The sequence below is a fragment of the Planktothrix pseudagardhii genome, assembly GCF_904830925.1.
Lineage (GTDB): Bacteria > Cyanobacteriota > Cyanobacteriia > Cyanobacteriales > Microcoleaceae > Planktothrix > Planktothrix tepida.
Genome location: NZ_LR882967.1, coordinates 2,644,418 through 2,660,493, shown reverse-complemented (window position 1 = coordinate 2,660,493; position 16,076 = coordinate 2,644,418). Strand labels below are relative to the sequence as shown.

The 16,076-nt window shown below is 39.7% G+C and carries 18 protein-coding genes; 6 read left to right on the top strand and 12 right to left on the bottom strand.

The window, feature by feature from the left end; translation table 11 throughout:
• Positions 1 to 271: 271 nt before the first annotated feature.
• From NMK36_RS11285 to ggt, 3 genes are all read right to left on the bottom strand, one after another.
• Positions 272 to 1,366, bottom strand: coding sequence for a glycerol dehydrogenase (locus NMK36_RS11285; RefSeq protein ID WP_072721816.1), 1,095 nt, complete (start codon positions 1,364 to 1,366; stop codon positions 272 to 274).
• 423 nt (positions 1,367 to 1,789) lie between these two features.
• The gene (locus NMK36_RS28775) at positions 1,790 to 1,918 is read right to left on the bottom strand and encodes a hypothetical protein (protein ID WP_281250367.1); all 129 of its coding nucleotides are present in this window, start codon (positions 1,916 to 1,918) and stop codon (positions 1,790 to 1,792) included.
• Between the two features lie 165 nt (positions 1,919 to 2,083).
• Entirely contained in the window at positions 2,084 to 3,637 is a 1,554-nt protein-coding gene (gene ggt, locus NMK36_RS11280; protein ID WP_072721818.1) for a gamma-glutamyltransferase, read from the bottom strand.
• Between the two features lie 338 nt (positions 3,638 to 3,975).
• Here ggt and NMK36_RS11275 point away from each other — a divergent pair, with 338 nt between their 5' ends.
• The gene (locus NMK36_RS11275; RefSeq protein ID WP_254173738.1) at positions 3,976 to 4,419 is read left to right on the top strand and encodes a DUF4168 domain-containing protein; all 444 of its coding nucleotides are present in this window, start codon (positions 3,976 to 3,978) and stop codon (positions 4,417 to 4,419) included.
• A gap of 81 nt (positions 4,420 to 4,500) precedes the next feature.
• Entirely contained in the window at positions 4,501 to 4,983 is a 483-nt protein-coding gene (locus NMK36_RS11270; RefSeq protein ID WP_254173737.1) for a DUF4168 domain-containing protein, read from the top strand.
• A 28-nt stretch (positions 4,984 to 5,011) separates the two neighbouring features.
• Here NMK36_RS11270 and NMK36_RS11265 read toward each other — a convergent pair whose 3' ends face one another.
• The 3 genes from NMK36_RS11265 to NMK36_RS11255 all read right to left on the bottom strand — a co-directional run bounded on the left by NMK36_RS11265 (position 5,012) and on the right by NMK36_RS11255 (position 6,584).
• Positions 5,012 to 5,422: an Npun_F0494 family protein gene (locus NMK36_RS11265; RefSeq protein ID WP_072721824.1), complete on the bottom strand. Its 411-nt coding sequence runs from the start codon at positions 5,420 to 5,422 to the stop codon at positions 5,012 to 5,014.
• A 55-nt stretch (positions 5,423 to 5,477) separates the two neighbouring features.
• Positions 5,478 to 5,711: a hypothetical protein gene (locus NMK36_RS11260; protein ID WP_254173736.1), complete on the bottom strand. Its 234-nt coding sequence runs from the start codon at positions 5,709 to 5,711 to the stop codon at positions 5,478 to 5,480.
• A 348-nt stretch (positions 5,712 to 6,059) separates the two neighbouring features.
• Complete coding sequence (locus NMK36_RS11255; RefSeq protein WP_254173735.1) at positions 6,060 to 6,584, bottom strand: DUF262 domain-containing protein; 525 nt, start codon at positions 6,582 to 6,584, stop codon at positions 6,060 to 6,062.
• A 287-nt stretch (positions 6,585 to 6,871) separates the two neighbouring features.
• Here NMK36_RS11255 and NMK36_RS11250 point away from each other — a divergent pair, with 287 nt between their 5' ends.
• Entirely contained in the window at positions 6,872 to 7,081 is a 210-nt protein-coding gene (locus NMK36_RS11250; RefSeq protein WP_072721829.1) for a hypothetical protein, read from the top strand.
• Positions 7,078 to 7,344 (top strand): type II toxin-antitoxin system RelE family toxin, encoded by a 267-nt coding sequence (locus NMK36_RS11245; RefSeq protein ID WP_254173734.1) that lies wholly within the window; start codon positions 7,078 to 7,080, stop codon positions 7,342 to 7,344. Before NMK36_RS11250 ends, NMK36_RS11245 begins: the two co-directional genes overlap by 4 nt.
• Positions 7,345 to 7,351: 7 nt before the next feature.
• Here NMK36_RS11245 and NMK36_RS11240 read toward each other — a convergent pair whose 3' ends face one another.
• From NMK36_RS11240 to NMK36_RS11225, 4 genes are all read right to left on the bottom strand, one after another.
• On the bottom strand, positions 7,352 to 7,693 hold the full coding sequence (locus NMK36_RS11240) for a DUF5615 family PIN-like protein (RefSeq protein ID WP_254173733.1): 342 nt from the start codon (positions 7,691 to 7,693) through the stop codon (positions 7,352 to 7,354).
• Positions 7,690 to 7,923 (bottom strand): DUF433 domain-containing protein, encoded by a 234-nt coding sequence (locus NMK36_RS11235; protein WP_072721833.1) that lies wholly within the window; start codon positions 7,921 to 7,923, stop codon positions 7,690 to 7,692. The genes NMK36_RS11240 and NMK36_RS11235 overlap by 4 nt, the downstream gene beginning before the upstream one ends.
• A gap of 101 nt (positions 7,924 to 8,024) precedes the next feature.
• Positions 8,025 to 8,432: a type II toxin-antitoxin system VapC family toxin gene (gene vapC, locus NMK36_RS11230; protein WP_072721835.1), complete on the bottom strand. Its 408-nt coding sequence runs from the start codon at positions 8,430 to 8,432 to the stop codon at positions 8,025 to 8,027.
• Entirely contained in the window at positions 8,419 to 8,631 is a 213-nt protein-coding gene (locus NMK36_RS11225) for a type II toxin-antitoxin system VapB family antitoxin (protein WP_072721837.1), read from the bottom strand. The genes vapC and NMK36_RS11225 overlap by 14 nt, the downstream gene beginning before the upstream one ends.
• Before the next feature lie 174 nt (positions 8,632 to 8,805).
• On the opposite strand from NMK36_RS11225, the gene NMK36_RS11220 reads away from it, so the two are divergent.
• Both NMK36_RS11220 and NMK36_RS11215 read left to right on the top strand, forming a co-directional pair.
• A complete protein-coding gene (locus NMK36_RS11220; protein WP_254173732.1) occupies positions 8,806 to 9,243 on the top strand; it encodes a peroxiredoxin in 438 nt (145 codons plus the stop codon).
• A gap of 111 nt (positions 9,244 to 9,354) precedes the next feature.
• Positions 9,355 to 11,994 carry a C39 family peptidase gene (locus NMK36_RS11215; RefSeq protein WP_254173731.1) on the top strand — a complete coding sequence of 880 codons (2,640 nt, stop codon included), beginning with the start codon at positions 9,355 to 9,357 and terminating at the stop codon, positions 11,992 to 11,994.
• A 54-nt stretch (positions 11,995 to 12,048) separates the two neighbouring features.
• Here NMK36_RS11215 and NMK36_RS11210 read toward each other — a convergent pair whose 3' ends face one another.
• Together NMK36_RS11210 and NMK36_RS11205 are read right to left on the bottom strand one after the other, a co-directional pair.
• Positions 12,049 to 14,316, bottom strand: a complete 2,268-nt coding sequence (locus NMK36_RS11210; protein WP_072721843.1) for an amylo-alpha-1,6-glucosidase — start codon at positions 14,314 to 14,316, stop codon at positions 12,049 to 12,051.
• Positions 14,317 to 14,649: 333 nt separating this feature from the next.
• Entirely contained in the window at positions 14,650 to 15,996 is a 1,347-nt protein-coding gene (locus NMK36_RS11205; protein WP_072722328.1) for a glycosyltransferase family 4 protein, read from the bottom strand.
• Positions 15,997 to 16,076: the final 80 nt, after the last annotated feature.

Below are 16,076 nucleotides of genomic sequence, written 5' to 3'. Positions count from 1 at the left end.
TAATATGAAATCCCGTTATGAACGCTACAGATGATCCCCCCCAACCCCCCTTAAAAAGTGGGGAGATGTTTAGCATACATTTAAGGATTTCATATAAATAGGAATAAAAAATGGTATAAACTTTTATAAAATTTTCGTATCTAATCTATTCCGAATAAAACTTGACTTTTATATACTCCTCAACTGTGCGATCGCCTCTTGATAATTTCCTAATCAAAAAGCGATCGCACTTTAACTTCCTCAATAAACTCTAAACTCTCAAACAATTAACTTAGAATTGTTTCCGTTCCCGTCCCTTAGCATCAGCCGTTAACAGGGCAGCCAGAACACTTTCAGGGTTAATTTCACAAGGTTCATTATAAATCGTTTCACCCGTACCACAAGCGCGTTCTGCGGCTAGTAATAAGCGTTCACGACTGACTCCTTCAAGTCCAATATCGGCTAACGTTGTCGGGAGTCCGATAGATTCACAGAAACCAAACACCCGATCAATAACTTCGCTGGGGCGATCGGTTAAAATTAACATTGCTAGAACCCCAAAAGCCACTTTTTCACCATGCCAGAATTTCTGGGTTTCTTCCAAAACCGTAAACCCATTATGAATCGCATGGGCCGCCGCTAATCCACCACTTTCAAAACCCAACCCACTGAGTAGGGTATTGGCTTCAATAATTCGTTCTAAGGCGGGAGTTACCACCTGTTGTTCACAGGCAATTTTCCCATAAACACCGTATTCAAGCAAGGTTTCGTAGCACAAATGAGCCAAACTAAAGGCAGTCATTGGCCCCATGCGCCCGGTCATATTTTTAGCTCGTTTAATCTGACAATCTTCGGCTTCAAACCAGGTCGCCAACGCATCCCCCATTCCAGCAACGAGGAAGCGAACTGGAGCTTGGGCAATCAGATTAGTATCGACTAAAACCAGATCGGGGTTACGCGGTAAGACGAGATAACGTTCCCAGACCCCTTCCGGGGTATAAATCACTGATAGGGCACTACAGGGGGCGTCGGTAGAAGCAATAGTGGGAACAATTGCAACCGGAACTTTGAGGTTATAGGCGGTCGCTTTAGCGGTGTCGATGGTTTTTCCGCCTCCAATTCCTACAATTAAATCGACGTTTTGAGCCGCGCCTAAACTAACCAAGCGTTCAATTTCGAGATCACAACATTCACCGCCAAAGCGTTCGAGATAAATCTCTATTTTTCCTTGGGTAAATTCCTCAACCAGGGGTTGCAATTTAGGAAAAATAACGGGCCCCATAATTACTAAGGCTTTTTGACCTAAATGGCTTAATTCTTCACCCAAAAACCGAATGGCATGATTTCCTTGAACATATCGGGCTGGGAAGATCGCTGTCGTAATCACAAGTTCCTCCTTGTTCAGCATGAACATCAGACTTCATTCCAGAAGTCAGGAACAATCAAAAATAACCCAACACATAGGCACAGAAATCTATTCAGGAAGATTCATTAACTTTTTCCTGATTATTTGTGTCCTATATCGTTTTTTAAGCCGTCTATTGATCCTGAAACGCTTGAACCGAGAACCAAGACCCGAAAAATTTATGATTAAACGGAGAAGCCAATCTTTAGCGATTGAACTAGCTGAAACATCTTTTGATAAATTAATCTTGGTTCCTAGGCTATATTCTAAACGATTTTTTGGAAATTGTCAATGATTTGTTCATACTCCCTCTTTGATGACTAAATCCTCTGCCAACAAATAGGACTTCAAATCCTCAAAAGTTCCTTTCATCGCTGTTCCCGCCTCCACAGCCTTAAAAACTTCTTAAACATTAGCTGCCATTTCAGACCGACGATTCTCTATTCTCCGCTTACGGATTAACTCAAATAAACGTTCCTGATCCTCAACCGTCAAAGCCTCAATAGAGTCTATTATTTCTTGAAAAGTCATCATCAAACCTCCTAAATTTATTTAAACAATTTACCCTAAAGATTAAAACCAACCTTAGCTAATTGTAACCTAATTTCTTTGTGTTTATATTGGGCTACGTCCATATTTTTTCACAACTGATCCAGTGATCGCGTCGAATATTAGATTAAACTCGCTGTATTAAGTGTACTAACTCTTTAAACTGACTCCATTTCGGCGAATATCTCCTGCACCCAATAACTGTCCATCCGATGTTTTAACTAAAGTATTCACTCCGCCAAAAAACATATTTTTTTCCGGCCATAATCTGATCACATCCTGGGGAGATAAATCCAAAGTATTAACAGATTCAGGATCAAACCCCGGTTCAATATCAAAGCGATGATTTTCCCAATGGACACGGGGACTATTAACGGCATCTTCAACGGACATTTTAAAATCTATTAAATTTAATAAAACTTGTAAAATTGCAGTTCTAATTCGATTTGAACCGCCCGAACCTAGAACAATTTCCGGTTTATGTTCCTGATTTAAGACTAAGGTAGGAGACATCATCGAAGAAATTCTAACATTTTCCGGCCATTGATGAAATCCTTGGGGATTTAAGTCTTCTTCCCCTAACATATTATTGACCATAATTCCCGTTCCAGGGATAATATATCCTGAACCTTCTCCATTAGATGTTGTTACAGTAGCTGCATTTCCTTCTTGATCCAAAACACTAATATGGGTGGTACTTCCCCATTTATTCACCGCATCAATAAACGGTTGTTGATAGCTAGAAAAACTAGAGACAAAATTTTCAGCAATATTGTCTTGATGTAAGTAATCATCTAACCTTTCTTTGCGAGCGACATTAGTGAACTGCATTACTGTTTTTAAGAGATGTAAATGTTGTGAACTGCCAAACTGAAGGTTAGTTAAATCAAGAGACAATAAAAGTTGTAAAGCAAAAGCAATTAAGGTTCCTCCAGAACTGGGAGGCGGATTTGTTAATATAGTTTTTCCGCGATAGTTAGTTTTTAAAGGATTTCGTTCAATGACGGTATAGTTTTTGAGATCTTCTAAGGTTAAATGTCCCCCTTTTTCTTGACAATCTTGAACTAGCGTTTGAGCAATTTCACCTTCATAAAATTCTCGCTTTTCTCCAGAAACTAAAGCTTCTAAAGTCTGAGCAAAATTAGTCATGATTAAGCGATCGCCTAACTTTAAAATATCACCATTAGGAGCATAAATTTCTCGCCCTTCTGTCGTTGTTAACAAAATCGGTTGCAATAAATTAGAAAACGTATAAGCTTGAAAAGAGTTAACTTCAACCCCTTGTCTAGCTAAAATAATCGCAGGTTCAGCCACAACAGAAAGCGGTAAACGTCCCAAGGTTTCTTGAACGCGCATCACCCCCGCCCAAACTCCAGGAACTGCCATAGACCCTAAACCAATATGAAAGTCTTGAATTGTTGTCCCAAAATTAACGCCCACCGGATAAAAATCTAGGTTTGATGTCGGGCGTTTATAGTGGGGAGTTTGGGTAAAAAAATCAAATAAAATGTTTTGATTTGTGTTAGTATGAGCTAATAAAAATCCCCCACCCGCAAGGGACGTTAAACCCGGTTCCGTCACACAAGCTGCTAACATACAAGCTACAGCAGCATCAAAGGCATTTCCCCCAGCGCGAAAGATTGCCAAACCTGCTTGAACGGTTTCTGAATGTCCCGCCGCAATCACCCCGTTTGTTTTCTTCATTTTTAAAGGTCTGAGTTGAGCCAATTTCTCAACATTTCAGGATACAATGGATTGATAACCTAAAAAATATTAGGTCATCCCATTGCAGTGTTTGGGTATCAAGTTTTTGTTTGTGCAAGTCAAACCCTCAGTTTTATAGAAGTTGAACTTGTGATTGGTGTTCAAATTCTTCACTGAAGCATTTTTAAGTTTTGGATGAGGAACTTCTTAGGCATAAAATAATTCAAGACAACTAAGCACTTTCACGGTTCCCTTTGGTATCAGAAGATCTCGATATGATGGATTTCTTGCGTTCCTTGCGATTTATGCGTCCGCACCGATTACTCGCTCAGAGCCTAATGCTGGGGCTGTTCTCCAGTGGTGCTATTGTATTGGGGATTGTCCCCGATGTATCAAGCTCAACGGCTTCTCGGTTCAATACCGTTGTTCAGGCGCAACAATCCCCAGAATTTAGCGAAACAGAAATTCGCAACTATGCTCGTGCTGTTTTAGGGATTGAACCCAGACGTCAAACCGCTTATAACGAAATTCAAGGGATTGTTGGAGCCGGAAAATCTATCCCCCCTGTCGTTTGTAATGAAACTCAAACCATTAATCGGCTGGATAAAGCAGTTCGAGATATTGCGGTGAATTACTGTACTCAAGCTAAGTCGATTATCGAAACCAACGAGTTAACTATTGGTCGGTTTAACGAAATTACCCAACGTCAGCAAGCTGACCCGGCTTTGCAAAAACGCATTCAATCGGAACTCCAGAACCTACAAAACTCTTCTGGAACTTAAGGAAAGTAGACCTCACTCCGAGATAAGTTTCATGTTCTGTTACCAGCAGAACCCTTTGAGTTGATATATTCTGAACTACTTATGAAAACTACATTTCCCATTGGTCAATTTCTATCCAAATCTTTAACCGTTGCTGTTCTATCCGCTTGTGGTGGTTTCCTGGGATGGAGTCAAACCCCCTCCCAACCCATTCCCTATCTCAGTTGGGGTTCTGCGGCTCAAGCCCAGGAGAGCTTTAATTATAGTGAAGAAAATATTAAAAATTATGCCCGGGCTGCGTTGGCTTTAGAATCCCGGCGTCATGAAGTAGCGAATGAAATCAAAAAAATTGTTGGGGATGTTCCCCGGATTATTTGTGATCAACCCACCAGTTTTACAGCGTTACCCGGAAATGCACCCAAACTGGCGGTGAGTTACTGCGACCAAGCTAAACAGATTATTGAGTCTAAGGGCTTAACAGTTTCTCTGTTCAATGAGATGACCCGTCAACAACAAAATAACCCTTCTTTTAGACAACGGATTCAAGCGGAAATTTTACAGTTATTACAATCGGGTGGAAAATAATGTTTAACAGGCAAGATGCCTGTTCCACTTAAACTGGAAATCTTAACCAACGATTGAGAGTATTGATCGAGCGATCGCACAATGAAGGCTGAGGAATCCCTTGATTTTGGCTTTCCCATTGGTCAATTAATTTCCGTCCCAAGGGCGTTAGGCGAAAACTATCTGTAATTCCCTGACCATCAACTTCTCGACGCAGAACCCCCACTTGTATCAGCCAAAGTAACGCATTTTCGGCTGTCCCTTCCGTTAAGGCGGTGGAAGTATAGGCAGAATTGACCCCAGACTGTCCTGCAATTCCATTCAGACCGACACTGCTCAACCGCATGGTTGTAAACAGTTGCAGTTGAAACGGAGAACACCGGATCGCTCGTTCAGCCCGTTTGAGAGTGGGTTCAGAATATTGGATTGAAGACTTCCCCGGAGAGTCCAAAACAGTCATAACACTTGATGGGATAACGTTCTTTTTGTACTGTATCCCATCTGATGGGTTAACGCTAAAAGAATTGATAGCGATATAACACCGTTTCACCGTGATCGGGAATCCAAGCCACCCATTCCTCCTCAGTCAGTTGGCATAACAGCAACGCTTCATCATGGCTGTAGGGATTAGGTTGTTGCCAAAGTTTTACCCAGGTTGAGGGTTCAAATTCTGGCGGACAGGGATATCCCACAATCGGTTGCCATTGCGGTTGAATCTCTGTATCCGCTTGTTTGAGATTAAGTTTCATCGTTCCTTGTCCCTCATCAAACGTTGCTCTTTATGTTCTAGTTGTCTCAACTTGACAACTCAAATTATTTCTGTATCCAGAGTTACATAATTTCAAGTTTAACATCAAAAACTGTTGCAGAACTTAACGTTTGAATGTGGCGTTAGGAATAAATTCTTATAATGGTTTACCCTTCGTTAGTTTGGGGAAGATAACCCATGATCGATCTCCACTCTCCCCCATCTCAAAGAAGGATGTATCAGTAGACAGCTAGACTACAAGAACTTTATAAACTAAACAATTTGGGATAGTTCTTTTGCTTTTTGAAGCAACAATTCAGATCTTAACGTTAGAAAGCTCTCATAGTCATCATCCTCGAACACATTGGCAGGACTGTTGTGCTAGATTCTCATCTAAATTTCTAGTAGCTTTTCTATAGTTAGGAGAGTCGAAAACATACTTGAGCGGAAAAAATTTTGTTGCATCATAATTTGTAGAATCTTTCAAATATTGAAAGGGAACGGATTCTTCACTATTTAGTTCAAAGAACAGATTAGTCAAATCAGTATTTTCGCTATCTCCAGCAGTAAGATAATTTTGAAATATACCAAAAATAGACGTTATTCTCTGCTGCCCATCAAGCACATAATCTATTGGATATTCCAAATCATTCTCAGGAAGTTTATAAGGCCCTAGATTCCTTTCAGTTCGTAAACAATTTCTAGTTCTCCAAATCAATACAGAACCAAAAGGAAACCCTTTATAAATACTGTCTATAAAGAGGGAAACCCGCTCCGACTTCCAAACAAAACCCCGTTGAAAAGACGGAATTCTAATCCTTCCCCTCTGTACATCATTGATTAAATCTTTAATAAAGTAGTAAGTTTCAGCCATAGAGAGTTAATTTGAAGCTATGTGTATAATTACAGCATAGTGATATCCCAATGGTCAACCTTGCCCAACTTTCCCAACTCACCACAACCAACATTCACCACACCCTCCAACTCTTCTACAGCGACGGTAGCAAATTGGATAACCGCGATAATCCCGCCACCGATATCTACCTACAATGTGTCCCAAAAAACACCACTGTCCCAAATCCACAGAAGGCACACCCCGGAATATTTTAGAAGCTTGAAGCCATAATTAAGCTAGAATATAAGTAACCTCAAAAAAAAGCCATGACTGAAATTACCTTAGACGAAACTAAACTCAAAGAATTGCTCAAAACAGCTATTTTTGAGTTAGTGCAAGAAGAAAAAGAAGTATTTTCTGAACTTGTTGCTGAAGTCCTCCAAGATATCGGAATGGAAAATGCGATTAAAGAAGGCGAAAATACTGAAGTCGTCAGCCGCGAGGAAATTTTCAAAATTCTGCAAAGAAAACCATGAATATTGAATTTAGAAAGAGTTTTGAAAAAGATTTAATCGAGATCCTTGATCCCAACTTATTGCCTAGAATTCAGGAAGTGATCGAACGGGTTGAGCAAGCAGAAAAATTGAGTGAAGTTAGCAATCTAAAAAAACTAAAAGGTGAGGCAGGCTACTATCGCATTCGAGTTGGGGATTACCGAATCGGTATCAAATTTAACGATAGTGTTGTGTCTTTCATCAGGGTATTGCATCGGAAAGAAATTTACAGATACTTTCCCTAATAGTTATTTAAGGAGTGTTAGTAATTTCTACAATCATTTCTCCTTGACGTAATTGCTCTAACGCATCAGGAAAAGTAGCAGTCAACAATTGTCGCAAGTTACGGTTAGTAACATTACCACAAGTTAGCCACAAAATTTGAGGAGGCGATCCTAAACGACATACCAAGTCGATGAAGTCACTGTCTTTCGTCATAATCACAACATTTTCGGATCGTGCTGCTTCAAAAATTTCCAGATCTTGAGCATCCCGAAGTTCTAAATCTCGCAATGCACTCGCTTCTAACCCAAAGGTTTCTGTTAGCCAATTTGCCAGTGTGGGCGGCAGTTGAGCATCGATCCAAATCTTCATGCTGTTAGTCTAGGAAAATCAGTGCGTCGTGCGGCAAACAGCAAACAAGCTTGAATATCTGCTAATTCCAAATCCGGGAAGTCTTCTAAAATTTCAGTAATGCTAACATTTTCCGCCAACATTTCTAAAATATCAGTGACTCGAATTCGCATCCCTCGAATACAAGGACGACCACCACATTGACCTGGAGTTTGAGTAATACGGTTTAGCAAGCCAGTCGTTAAATTCATAATAAGTTTTTATGCTTAATTGTTTATTTCATTCTCTAATTAATTATGGCATAGCATCACCCCGACCTACTTATATTAGAGACGTGAAGTTATAACAATCTTTAATTATTTTCAGGTCGAAAGCGCAAACAATTGAGCGATCGCACCCTCTGAATTGTTTCAAAATCGCGATCGTTATGAACTAGAGTGAGTTGATGTTTGATCGCTAATTGGGCAATGCAGCAGTCGATACTACTTCTAACCGTTAACCCCTGTCGTTGTAAATCGTAATAAATTCGGGCAGCAGCAACCCAAGTATCGGCAGTAGCCTCGATATAGTCTTGATCTTGAAGATAAGTTTCTAATAGCGTCCACTCGCGATCGTCTCGGCAACCTTGCAAAAGTTCCATCTGAGTAAATCGACTCAAAAAAATACTTTTATTGTTAATTATTGCTTCGAGGGATTGACGTACTGCACCTGTGCGATCACGGAAAACACTTATCCAAACAGAAGTATCAATCAGAAACATTTCGGTTTGACCGCAAAGCTTTGTAGTCGTAGTCTGTTGAAAATTGAATTTGTCCGCTCAAATCTAGCAAATTCCGCTTTTTGCGGTTACGGATTAATTCTTGTAAAGCCAATTCAATCAGTTCTTTTTCTGTTTTTAACTGGGTTAACTGCAAGGCTTCCTTAACCAGTTCTTCGTTAATTTCAACATTAGTTATCATGGTTAATAGCTAATTAAGTTCTTTAATAATTATGCCCTATATCTTCATCAACTAGAATGGTAATGCTTGCCATCGTCCTAATTCATCCTTTTTTCTTCAGATTGTCCAAAATGTCTTAAAATAACTTAATAGAGTCAACATCAAGTTCAATCTCATTGAGGAGGACGAAATACAATGCCTTTAGCAGTTGGGACAGATGCCCCTAACTTTACCGTCAAAGACACGAATGGGAATACCGTTTCTTTGTCTGACTTTGCAGGCAAAACCGTTGTCATGTATTTCTATCCTAAAGATGATACCCCCGGTTGCACCAAACAAGCGTGCAGTTTCCGCGATAACTATACAGCCTATCAAGGAAAAAATATCGCTGTCTTAGGGGTCAGCATGGATGATGAAGCCTCCCACCAACAATTTACTGACAAATATAGTTTACCCTTCCCTTTATTAGCCGATACTGACGGGATCATTACCAAAGCTTATGATGTAGAGGGGGGTGGCTATGCAAAACGGGTAACTTATGTCATTGATGGCAGTGGTAAAATTATCCACGTTGATACAGCCGTCAATACTGCAAACCACGCTCAAGATATTTTAGCACTTCTGGGTGCTTAATTGTAATCAAAAGTATCCGTATTTTTGAATGTGCCGCCCGTAGAATTTTCTGGGGTGGTTTTTTACTGATTTTAACCCTTTATTCATTTCTATTAACAGCGAGTTGTAAACATGGTGACATATCTCGGCCCAAAAGACATTCTGATTGATCAACCTGTTGTTTTAGTCGGCACTTATGATCCCCAACAATGCCAAACTGTTTCTGTTATGGCAGAAGATAAATATCCTCTGACCGTCGATTTTAATCCTCAAGCGGGGATTTGGTCAGTGAGTCTGGAAAATGGATTTAATACGGCTGGAAAACGCTGGTTGAGATTGCAAGGAAAAGCTGATCAAAATAATATTATTGGAGATCAAGTCATTGATTTTACAGTCAATCAAGAAGGGATTAATACCCGATTTAATTATACCATTATTCCTCAACAAGATACTTTATTAAAAGTTAAACCCATTGATTCTTCTCAATTAAATGAACAACAAAAACAATCCCTAAAATTAGGGGAGAGTTTAGTTGTAGATACAATAGAATTGGTCAATGATCATTTAAAACTCGAACTGAATAGCCCCTTACCTAACTTAGGGAAATTTGTTTATGTTTATCAACGCCATGTTGTGGTTACTAAAGGAGCAAAGTTATTATGGTTTAATCAAAGTCAACTCCCAGATCATATTCCGGGAAGTCAACTATTGTGGGTAACACAAACAACCTCTCTCAAATTGAAACCCGATGATTTGTCTCAGTTAGCATCGAATCAATATATTGAAATACCTCAAGGTAGCACCTATACGGTGTTGGGATATGCCTGTATCGCCGATCATTTTCGGGTGACTCTCAATCAAGAATTTCCAGGTTTTGGTAAATCAGGATATGTCTATCGCTATCATGCTCAACTGTTAGAAAAAGGTCAAGAAATCCCCTTTGATAATAATGCGATAACCTGCACAATTGTTAATACAACCCCGTTAAAAAAACGCCCCGTTGATTCTGCTTACCTAAATGCCTCCGATAAAATTACCCTCCCGGCGGGAATGGTTTATGGGGTACAAAGTTATACCTCAGAAGACGGTCATATTAAAGTCGCTTTTACCGAGAATTTTCCTAATTTTGGGAATACGGGTTATTTGTATCCCGATTTTATCTTCCTGAGTCGTGGAAGTGTTTCTTTGACCTCCAATAAAACCTTAACTTATCAGGGGCTAACGGAAGTTTTAGTCAATACTCCTGTGGTTTTAAAAGGAACTTTTGATCCCAAAAATACTGCTAAAATCACTTTATTTGCTGAAGATCGCTATGCCTTTGAGGTGAGTTTAGATTGGCAGGAAAGTACCTGGAATTGTCAATTTAACAAAGGATTTAGTGATGCGGGATATCGGTGGTTACGGTTAAAAGCACTGGACTCTCAAGACAATGTTACCGCCAGTCAAGTGATTAATATTACGGTTAGTGAAAATGCCATGACCGTCGGAGAAGCTCTAACCTTAGAAATCCTTGAAGATACGTTATTTAAAATTGTTCCCTTTGATTCAGCGTCCTTAAATCAACAACAAAAAGTAGCGGTAAAAGCGGGTCAAACCTTTAAAGTTTTGAAATATGGTTTAGTGGATGGTCATCTTAAAGTTGTTTTAGAAAATACCATTCCGCCAATTGGTAACTTTGGTTATTTGTATACCGATTATGTCAGATTAAAAAAAGGATCAGAAGTATTTCGTTTTGATATTGAGGACGTTCCTGATACCGATGTTAATGCTCAAATGTTGGTATTACAAACAACTAAAATCAAAGCAAAACCCGTTGATTCTTCTTATTTAGATCCTCAACAATTTGAAGAATTATTATTAGGACAAACCTTTACCATTAAAGGGTATGCCTGCATAAAAGGACATTTTCGCGTTACTTTAGCCCAATCGATTCCCGGTTTTGGTACAGTGGGTTATGTGTATTGGCAGCACGTTAAATTGATTCGAGATGGTCAAGAAATCGGTTATGATCCTGATGCAATTACCCTGACAGTTTTAGAAAAAACAATCTTGAAAAAACAGGCGATTGATTCTAGCAAATTGCAAGACTCTGAGCGTACAACTTTACCCTTGGGACGGGTTTATGGGGTGAAAAGTTATGCTTTGGAAAATAACCATATTAAGGTTTCTCTCTTGGAAGAATTGCCGAATTTTGGAAATACGGGTTATATTTTTCCCCAGTATGTGAAATTCAAACGGGGAGGACGAGTCTTTAACCCTTTACCCCCTCAATTAGAGTTAAATGTTCCTTATTTTTCTCAACGAGATAATCCCCGTTTTTATTGGTCTACTTGTAACGTTACTTCTATTGCTATGGTGATGTATTATTACGGTGTGCGACCGAAATGGGGCGGACAATTAGAAGATGAATTATTGCAATGGTGTTTTAATTATGGGGGGACAGGTTCTCAAACCGATCATAATGTATTATCAGCTTTAATTCGCGCCTATGGATTTAAAACCAGTTTTAGCACCACTCGATATTGGTCTGATTTGAAAAATGAATTAATTAATCGTCGTCCGGTTGTAATTGGCGTAGATACGACTCCATCGGGTCATATTATCACCGTCATTGGCTATAATAATCAGGGATATATTGTTAATGATCCTTGGGGAGATGCCTACACTGGATATTCTAATACTGAGGGTCGAAGAATTATTTATTCCTCTGGTTATATGAATCAAGTTGCAGGGCCAGATGGTTCAATTTGGGCGCATTTTATTGAACCTTAATTTAACGATGAAACAGTGGTGCGTTTGCTTAATAGCTTACGCACCCGAAAAAGATTAAGCTTCTATAACAACTCGCAGATTTCCACGTTTTTTAAGAACTCGACAGGCGGTGGCATTTTCATCTTTATCTCGTTCAAATTCTAAATCAATCACCGTTGAACCAATTTTTAAGTTACGAACGGAGATATGATTAATGGATTCAGGTAACGAAGGGTCAATAATTCTCAGGTGATTACTCGACGCATCAGGAACTAAATTCATCATCATTTGTAACAGTTGAAAAATGCTGCCACTCGCCCAAGCTTGGGGTGAACAAGCAACGGGATATTTAACCGGGGCACTACCTTCAATACGAGGAAAACCACAGAATAATTCCGGGGGTCGTTGTAAGGGTTGTTGCATCGTCATATCAAATAACCCTTGGGCGACTTCAAAAGCTTGATCAATAAATCCAATCGAGCGCAATCCTAATGCAATTAAACTATTATCATGGGGCCAAACTGAACCCGTATGATATCCCATCGGATTATAAGCCGGAGAAAGACTGCTGAGGGTACGAATTCCCCACCCACTAAACATATCCGGTGCGAGTAATCTTTCTGCTACACTTTTGGCATTTTCTGGGGTTAAAATTCCTAATTGTAAACAGTGACCGGGGTTAGAACTAATACTATCAACGGGTTGTCCCTCTCCATCTAACGCTAAGGCACAAAAATCCAAATCTTTGACCCAAAAATCTCGATTAAACCGCATTTTCAGTTGTCGAGCTTCTTCTTGCCAACGGTCGGCTAAATCAATCCGTTTTCGCATTTTAGCGATTTCTGCCATTCGCACTTTAGCCGCATAAACATAGGCTTGAACTTCACATAAGGCAATGGGGGCAACGGCCAGAGTTCCATCCCGTTTAACAATACAATCTCCTGAATCTTTCCACCCTTGATTAACTAACCCTCTGGACGATTTACGGAAATAACAAAGGTAGCCATTTTCTTGACATTTAGCATCAATCCAATCCATCGCCGCCCGTGCATTCGGCCATAATTTTTCTAGGGTTTCGGTGTCCTGTGTCCAGGCAAAATATTCGGCATATAACATTAACCAAAGGGGTGTTGCATCAACAGTTCCATAATAAGGAGTGTGAGGAACTTCTTGACATCTTGCCATTTCTCCCATCCGCAATTCATGGAGAATTTTTCCCGGTTCTTCATCTCGCCAATCGTCATAGGTTTGACCTTGATATTGAGCTAATATCGTTAAGGTAGACCGGGCAATTTCTGGGTCAAGAATTAAGGTTTGAGAGGCGGTGATAATGGAATCTCGACCAAATAAACAGGAAAACCAAGGAACTCCGGCTGAGACGCCTTTTTCTTTTCCAAAGGTTTGACGTAATAAATAAATATCTTGTTCTGCTTGCTGAATAACCCGATTAAATTCCCGATTATTCGAGCGAATTCGGGTAACGGATGTCCACCATTGTTGTTCTTCCATTAATTCTGCGGCTTTAGCTTGCACTAAGGTTAATGGAGCATGAACGGCAGAAGTCGGGCGATTATTGGTTAACATTTGTAACCTATAGCCAATAATTTGAGTTTCATGGGAGGCTAAATTTAAGTGCCAGATAGCCGTATTATCTTTAATGAAATTGGGTTGTAGATGCACAAATAAAATCCGAGATTCCATGAAACTTCCATCAAGTCCTTGATACCCCAAATTAATTTCTTGATGTTTGTCTTCTCCTTTGAGCGTGGGGACTTCAAGGTCTTCATTATCAAAGGATTTGGGTTGTTCAATTTGACGTTTAAAAGGTCGTCCTTGTTGGTCTCGATGGAAACCTCGAATTTCAAATAAATCGACAAAATCCGAACCAAAGCTGAGACTGATTTCAAATTCAGCCGGAGAGGTGCTATAATTAGTTATCTTGATTTCTTCAAATAAGCCCCCATTTAAGACAATTTCTCGTTCTACTCCAATGGTTTCGGCGGGAAGTTGCTCGTTAATTTTAGGATTAGCACATAATACCGATAAGGCAAATCCTTTTTGAGCATCGCTACTCAGAAGAATAGGAGCTTGTCCGCTAATTTGTAACTCTAATCGAGACAAAAAACGGGTATCATGACAAAATAATCCTAAACTCGCTTGACGGTCATCGGCTAAAAACCGCGTAATATTTCCCAAGGTGTCCGTAATTAAAAATAAATCGTCATCTTTGAGGGTTAAGGTGGGTTGAGGTCGCTCATTAACGACACAAGGCCATTCCGATATGGGTAATTCCTCAGCAGGGATAAATACTCTGCCGTCAAATTCGATTTTTTCTGAGATCATGACTAAATTACTGTGACTGTTACTGGAAAAAATGACAATAAATTTCCCTCAAATCCTAGAAATAGGAGATTTTAGGCAGGTGGAATTGAAGAATATCTTTTAATCTGCCTTTTTTAAGTATAAAACCGTTTTTTTGAAATGTATGTAAAATTTTGATAAAGAAAAAATTTTATTTTTTCTGAATGCTATATTTTTTTAAAACAACTGGAAACAGAAGAGCTTTATTGAAAATCTCAAATAGCCTGAATCAAGGTTTTATTCTTCCTTAAAAACTATAACTCCCCAACTCTCTTGATTCAGAAGGAAAGGGGAGTCATGAATATTTCTCAGTCTTTAAGACACTTTGCGAGTAGTTGCTGTTGCTGAAATGGCAGCCACTTCAGAACTAATAACAGAACGAGATACAGGTAACAATCGTTCATCCATAATGGATTCTGCTAAAATCCGGCGATATAAATCACTCAAACGAATCGCAACGCCAGACCAACTGAAGTTTTCACTGACACGAACTGAAGCTTGTTTTCTCAGTTTTTGCGTCCAAATATCATCAGTTAAAATCCGGTTAATCGCATCAGCAAACCCGTTAATATCTTGAGGAGAAACTAATAACCCGGTTTCTTCAGGAATAACCGTAAATTTCAATCCTCCCACATTAGATGCAATCACCGGAGTTCCGCAAGCCATCGCTTCAATCGCAACTAATCCAAACGGTTCATAGTGACTGGGAACAACGCACACATCCGCCGCCGCATAATACAACGGTAAAATATCATGACTTAATTGCCCCGGAAAATAGGTTTGTTCTGTTAACCCTAATTCATTGATAATGGTTTCAATGCGTTGCCGTTCTTGACCATCACTTTTATTTGGGTCAGACCCTCCCGCAATAATTAATTTAAAGGGTTCGTTTTGGGTCATTTGATATTGATGACAGGCGCGAACTAAGGTTTCAATGCCTTTGCGAAGGTCAAAGCGTCCGACATATAAAATAATCGGTTCGTGGGGGTCTAATCCTAATTTTAGCCGCGCTTCTGGTTTAGAAATAACGTGGAAATTTTCTAAATTTGTACCACAAGGAATCACAGAAATATGACCCTTTTGGGAAACCGTATGACGCAGAACTTCTTCTTCTTGGGGACTGGTAGCAATAACCGTATTGGATTGTTCTAAAATTTGTTGTTCAATGGTTAACCGCGTCTCTGCAATTCTGGGACGGTTAGAAACCGCTTGATATTTGACCTGTCCTAAAGAATGATAGGTATGAATTAACTGAACGTTATGGTGTTTTTTCAGTTGTAGTCCCACCCAAGCGGATAACCAATAGTTAGTATGAACTAGGGGATAATTTGTACCTTCTTTCGCTTGAAACTTTTGAAACGCAGTCACAAATTCAGGTAAATATTCAAACAATTCATCACGGGGAATATATTCTAATGGCCCGGCGGTGAGGCGAATGGTTCGACAATGGGGAGAATGCTGGACAATGGTGGGTTGGTCGGGGTGAATTTTGCGGGTGAACATATCCACCTGCCAACCGAGTTTGGCTAAGGCTTCACCGACTTGACGAACGTATACATTTTGACCTCCCGCTTCTTCTCGACCAATATCAACATCCGGGTCGCCATGAACAGAAATTAAGGCAATGGGCTGTCGATTTCGACCTGCTAAACGAGGAGAAATAGCAGTTGATTTTTTATGAGTAGTTCCTGGCGAAGTATGGAAAGTAGATGTTTTCACCGTTTGATTTAAGGGGTTCATAG

Bases quoted from the DNA above. Each gene is read 5' to 3' on its own strand.
- NMK36_RS11265 (WP_072721824.1), bottom strand. From the start codon at position 5,422: ATGACTGTTTTGGACTCTCCGGGGAAGTCTTCAATCCAATATTCTGAA.
- NMK36_RS11250 (WP_072721829.1), top strand. From the start codon at position 6,872: ATGACTGAAATTACCTTAGACGAAACTAAACTCAAAGAATTGCTCAAA.
- NMK36_RS11220 (WP_254173732.1), top strand. From the start codon at position 8,806: ATGCCTTTAGCAGTTGGGACAGATGCCCCTAACTTTACCGTCAAAGAC.
- NMK36_RS11215 (WP_254173731.1), top strand. From the start codon at position 9,355: ATGGTGACATATCTCGGCCCAAAAGACATTCTGATTGATCAACCTGTT.
- NMK36_RS11275 (WP_254173738.1), top strand. From the start codon at position 3,976: ATGCTGGGGCTGTTCTCCAGTGGTGCTATTGTATTGGGGATTGTCCCC.
- NMK36_RS11255 (WP_254173735.1), bottom strand. From the start codon at position 6,584: ATGGCTGAAACTTACTACTTTATTAAAGATTTAATCAATGATGTACAG.
- NMK36_RS11240 (WP_254173733.1), bottom strand. From the start codon at position 7,693: ATGAAGATTTGGATCGATGCTCAACTGCCGCCCACACTGGCAAATTGG.
- NMK36_RS11225 (WP_072721837.1), bottom strand. From the start codon at position 8,631: ATGATAACTAATGTTGAAATTAACGAAGAACTGGTTAAGGAAGCCTTG.
- ggt (WP_072721818.1), bottom strand. From the start codon at position 3,637: ATGAAGAAAACAAACGGGGTGATTGCGGCGGGACATTCAGAAACCGTT.
- NMK36_RS28775 (WP_281250367.1), bottom strand. From the start codon at position 1,918: ATGATGACTTTTCAAGAAATAATAGACTCTATTGAGGCTTTGACGGTT.
- NMK36_RS11260 (WP_254173736.1), bottom strand. From the start codon at position 5,711: ATGAAACTTAATCTCAAACAAGCGGATACAGAGATTCAACCGCAATGG.
- NMK36_RS11210 (WP_072721843.1), bottom strand. From the start codon at position 14,316: ATGATCTCAGAAAAAATCGAATTTGACGGCAGAGTATTTATCCCTGCT.
- NMK36_RS11245 (WP_254173734.1), top strand. From the start codon at position 7,078: ATGAATATTGAATTTAGAAAGAGTTTTGAAAAAGATTTAATCGAGATC.
- NMK36_RS11235 (WP_072721833.1), bottom strand. From the start codon at position 7,923: ATGAATTTAACGACTGGCTTGCTAAACCGTATTACTCAAACTCCAGGT.
- vapC (WP_072721835.1), bottom strand. From the start codon at position 8,432: ATGTTTCTGATTGATACTTCTGTTTGGATAAGTGTTTTCCGTGATCGC.
- NMK36_RS11270 (WP_254173737.1), top strand. From the start codon at position 4,501: ATGAAAACTACATTTCCCATTGGTCAATTTCTATCCAAATCTTTAACC.